We start from the raw sequence: 4,813 nt of genomic DNA on the forward strand, positions 1-4,813 counted from the left end.
GGTTATGGCAACGTTAACAGAAGCAAGTTTACATTGAGAGCACACTAGGTAGCTTAGTATGAAGGTGTTTACACTATCGGCACTATGTCTTAGTTCTATTTTAGTGGCAGGTTGCAGTAGCGATGACCCCGCAAATTCCGTTGATATAGATATTCTCAGCGGTCAAACCTACGCACGATGCGATGGGGCCGGCAGCAAAGTGACATATGCGTTCGACAACGGATCGGTAACTAAAACAACCGAAACATTTGCCGCAGGTGATTGCAGTGGCGCGGCGCAAACGACGATGGCCGACGCTTTGACATACCAGAACGGGAATTCACTTACTGACAACGATGGCAATGAGGTTCTCGGATTCAATTTAACCGAAAACGGCACCACGCTTTATACGATTCGACGTTTAAGTGGCGGGACCTTAGGGCTTAGCAACCTCAACTTTGGCTCAACGGCAGATAGTGACACGGGCCGCGATGGCAGCACGGAGGCGCTTAGACACAACGGTCTTAATGATACGGAGACGTTCGAGCTTCAGTAAACTGAGTCGCGTACCCTGGAGAGCCCCCGAAGGCCAACAGAGTACACAAAAGCGCGAGCAGTCGTGATCTGCTCAGAATAGCTTCGCAGCTTGTTTCACTCATGGCTGCGAAGCCGTTTCGCTCTTCCTTGCCAAGCTTACAGCTTAACGATGAGCTTACCTTTGTTCTCGCCAGTAAAGAATAAATTCAAACCTTCAATGGCTGATTCCAAGCCTTCAAGAACATGTGCACGGTGCTTGATCTGTCCTGCCATCACATAAGGTGTGAGCTTTGCTAACAAGCTCGGTACTTCGGCGAAGTGATCGGGCATCGTGAAGCCTTGAATCGTCAGACGTTTTTTGATGATTGGGATCCAGTTTGGCCCTGGGCTTGGTTTTGCCTTGTTGTAGTCGGCGATCATGCCGCAAACAACAACACGCCCATGCGCGTTCATTCGCTCGAAAATGAGGTTTTGGATCGGCCCACCGGTGTTCTCAAAAAACAAATCAAACCCCTTGGGAGCGAGTTTATCGAGTTGCGGGCCTGGGTCTTCTGTTCTGTAGTTGATCGCGCCGTCAAAGCCCAGTTCGTTCACAATCCAGTCGGCCTTTTCGTCTGTGCCAACAACGCCGATCACATTAAGGCCTTCCGCTTTTGCAAGCTGGCCAACCAATGATCCAACAGACCCAGCTGCGCCGGTGACGATGATCGTTTCGCCAGCTTTAGGTTTGCCAACGTTAAAAAGCCCTTGTGTCGCGGTTAGGCCGGGCAGCGCAAAAACCGAGAGTACGACTTCATCCGATACACCCGCTTGTACTTTGTTGATGCCTTGGCCGTCACTAAGCACATATTCCTGCCAGCCCATCATACCCATCACGCGATCACCCACTTCAAACTTTGAGTTTTCGCTCGCGATCACCTCACCAACGCCCGAGCTACGCATGACCGTGCCAAGCTCGACAGGCGGGATATAACTCTCGGTGTCTGCGCTCATCCACCCAAACATAGCGGGATCTAGCGACATATGTGTTTGCTTGATTAGGATTTGACCTTGGCCGAGCGTCGGCACGTGTTTTTCAACAACCTCAAATACATCGGCAGTGAGCGGGCCCGGTTTAGGACGTTTGACTAAGTTTATTGCGGTATATGTCGTCATGTTCTGCGCCTATGTATTGATCAAAAATAAGTGTGTTTAGCGATAAGGCGTTTATCACGCCGCGTTATCGGTTTACGCTTAGTGCGCTTCGTCCCAGTTGTCGCCAATTCCGGCTTCAACAATCAGCGGTACATCGAGCTTTGCTGCATCCATCATTTCTTTTTCAAGCAGTGCTGCAACTTGCTCAACGTCTGGCTCGGCAACTTCGACAATCAGTTCATCGTGGACCTGCATAATCATCTGCGCGTTCACATCTGCCGTGTTAAGTGCTTTCTCGACGTTGATCATGGCCAACTTAATAATGTCGGCGGCAGTACCCTGCATAGGCGCGTTGATCGCAGTTCGTTCGGCAGCCTGTTGCATCATTTTATTACGTGCATTGATATCCGGCAGGTAAAGGCGGCGGCCGAAAACCGTTTCAACAAAGCCGTCTTTATGCGCTTGCTCGCGAATGCGGTCCATATAATCAAGTACGCCAGGGTAACGCTCAAAGTAGCGATCAATATACTGTTGCGCTTCTCCCCGAGCGACATTGATTTGTTTGGCCAGGCCAAACGCAGACATGCCGTAGATCAGGCCAAAGTTAATGGCCTTGGCTTTGCGTCGTTGGTCATCAGATACTTCGTTTACCGCGACATCGAATACTTCAGCGGCGGTTGCCTTGTGCACGTCCTCGCCATGGGCAAAGGCATCGAGAAGGCCTTTGTCCTGAGAAAGGTGCGCCATGATACGTAGTTCGATCTGGGAGTAATCCGCCGCAATCAGTTTGTATCCGTTCTCTGCAATAAAAGCTTGTCGAATGCGTCTACCTTCGGCGGTACGAATCGGAATATTCTGCAGATTGGGGTCGCTAGAGGATAGACGACCTGTTGCTGTTACTGCCTGATGATAGGACGTATGAATGCGCCCGGTACCGCTGTTAATAAGAAGCGGCAGCTTATCGGTATAAGTTGATTTAAGCTTTGCAAGACTCCGGTGTTCGAGAATCAGCTTGGGCAATGGATAATCAAGCGCCAGCTCTTGCAGAACAGGTTCTGCCGTTGATGGCTGTCCTTTTGGTGTTTTCTTGATGATCGGCAGCTCAAGTTTCTCAAAAAAGATAGCTTGCAGTTGTTTCGGTGAGCTGAGGTTAAACTCCTCGCCAGCTAGGTCATATGCCTCTTTTTCCAGCTCACTAATACGCATCGCAAGCTCTTGGCTTTGTTGCGCTAGTTTGTGCGCATCCACTTTCGCACCGCGTCTTTCAATATTGGATAGAACGCTCACAAGCGGTTTGTCGATGTCACTGTAAACCGACAGCAAACCCGTTTCCGCTTCAAGCTGAGGAAACAGTGCCTCGTGCAATTGCAGGGTAATATCGGCATCTTCGGCTGCATAGGGCGCGGCTTTTTCCAGATCTATCTGGTTAAAGGTAAGCTGCTTAGCGCCTTTGCCTGCGATGTCTTGGAAGTGAATGGTTGTTCGACCTAAATATTTCTCAGCGAGGGTGTCCATATCATGTCGGGAGCCTGTTGAGTTCAATACGTAGGACTCAATCATCGTGTCGTGCTCAATACCTTCAAGCGTGATGCCGTGGTTGATCAGCACGTTGCGATCATACTTCAGGTTTTGGCCGAGCTTTTTGATCGACGCATCTTCAAGAATGGGTTTTAGTTCTGCAAGAACATAGTCCTGATCAAGTTGCTCGGGTGCGCCCAAGTAATCATGCCCGAACGGAATATATGCCGCCTCTCCCGCGACACAACAAACAGACACGCCAACTACGCGCGCTGCCATGTAGTCCAAACTAGTGGTTTCGGTGTCAAACGCGAAATAAGGCGCGGCTTTTAGTTTTTCTAACCAAGATTCGAATACCGTTTTGTCTAGCACCGTTTCATAGTTTGCCGGAACGGTATCTGGAATTATGGGACTCGCGGCTTGAGGGGAGAAATCATTGGCTTGCGTGGCCGCTGAAGAAGGAGTGCTCTCTGCGCCCTTGTTACCATTTAGTGCAGTGATTAAAGACTTGAATTCCAGCTCGGTGTAGAGTGCTTTTAAGTTGTCAGTATCTTGCTCGTTATGGGCTATTTCTGCTAGCCCTTGTTCGAGCTCAATATCGCACTTAATCGTGGCGAGATCGTAGGAGAGCGGTAGCATTTCAAGTGCATTGCGAAGGTTTTCGCCAATCTTGCCGCCAACCTTGTCTGCATTTTCCATCACGCCATCTAGTGACTCGAATTGTGCTAACCACTTAACGGCCGTCTTCGGGCCGCACTTTGGTACGCCGGGAATGTTATCTACGCTGTCGCCGACTAACGCAAGATAGTCGATGATTTGAGATGGTTTCACGCCAAATTTTTCGACAACGCCTTGTTCATCCATAAAGGTGTTGGTCATGGTGTTCATTAACGTCACATGCTCTGTCACCAACTGAGCCATGTCTTTATCGCCAGTCGATACGATAACATCTAGTTTCTGTTCTGTAGCTTGGCGTGCAAGCGTGCCGATAACATCGTCCGCTTCAACATCTGGGATCACGAGCAAAGGCAGGCCCATGGCCTTAATAATGTCGTGAATCGGTTGTATCTGGCTGCGCAAATCCTCCGGCATAGGAGGGCGATTGGCCTTGTAATCGGGATACATGTCGTGACGAAAGTTTTTGCCTTTTGCATCAAAGACAACAATGATTTTTGATTCGGGATAGTCGCTAACGAGGCGACGAATCATGTTGATGACACCTTTTATCGCTCCGGTAGGCTGGCCCTTGGAGTTGTTTAGAGGCGGGAGTGCATGGTAGGCGCGAAATAAGTACGATGAACCATCGACGAGAACGGCTGGGGCTGTAGCGGTCATTGAATCACTAATTGTTTTGTGGTTTTGAAAGCATGCTATAGTAGGGAAAAACGCCACAAGCTTAAACCTTAAACACCAACAACCCTCGTGTTTTGATTTTCATAAGAAGGATTCCATGACCTCTTCACGCGCACACTTATTTCTTGCCTTACTGTTTAGCCTCTCAATCTGGAGTGCGGTGACCCATGCTGAGGAACCCAGAACTGGTGAGCAGCCTGACATTGTTATTCGTGAAGAAGAGAATAAAACGTTCTACGAGTATCGTGTTGGCGGTGTGCTGAAAGAGATAAAAGTGGTTCCAAAAATTGGC

Annotated in this window: 4 protein-coding genes; 2 read left to right on the forward strand and 2 right to left on the reverse strand. The window is 49.3% G+C overall.

Features of this window, described 5'->3' with window-relative positions; translation table 11 throughout:
• The first annotated feature begins 58 nt into the window (after positions 1–58).
• Positions 59–535: a hypothetical protein gene (locus A3750_RS11520; protein ID WP_068451436.1), complete on the forward strand. Its 477-nt coding sequence runs from the start codon at positions 59–61 to the stop codon at positions 533–535.
• Between the two features lie 137 nt (positions 536–672).
• Here the strand turns inward: A3750_RS11520 and A3750_RS11525 are convergent, their stop codons facing one another.
• Both A3750_RS11525 and polA read right to left on the reverse strand, forming a co-directional pair.
• Positions 673–1,671 carry an NADP-dependent oxidoreductase gene (locus tag A3750_RS11525; RefSeq protein ID WP_068451439.1) on the reverse strand — a complete coding sequence of 333 codons (999 nt, stop codon included), beginning with the start codon at positions 1,669–1,671 and terminating at the stop codon, positions 673–675.
• A gap of 78 nt (positions 1,672–1,749) precedes the next feature.
• Complete coding sequence (polA, locus tag A3750_RS11530; RefSeq protein ID WP_068465832.1) at positions 1,750–4,503, reverse strand: DNA polymerase I; 2,754 nt, start codon at positions 4,501–4,503, stop codon at positions 1,750–1,752.
• Between the two features lie 115 nt (positions 4,504–4,618).
• On the opposite strand from polA, the gene A3750_RS11535 reads away from it, so the two are divergent.
• A partial coding sequence (locus A3750_RS11535; RefSeq protein ID WP_156498525.1) for a DUF2782 domain-containing protein occupies positions 4,619–4,813 on the forward strand: 195 nt, incomplete at its 3' end.

This window comes from Oleiphilus sp. HI0079 (genome assembly GCF_001635105.1).

Excerpts from the sequence above, each read along its gene's own strand:
- polA (WP_068465832.1), bottom strand. The coding sequence starts at position 4,503 with ATGACCGCTACAGCCCCAGCCGTTCTCGTCGATGGTTCATCGTACTTA.
- A3750_RS11520 (WP_068451436.1), top strand. The coding sequence starts at position 59 with ATGAAGGTGTTTACACTATCGGCACTATGTCTTAGTTCTATTTTAGTG.
- A3750_RS11525 (WP_068451439.1), bottom strand. The coding sequence starts at position 1,671 with ATGACGACATATACCGCAATAAACTTAGTCAAACGTCCTAAACCGGGC.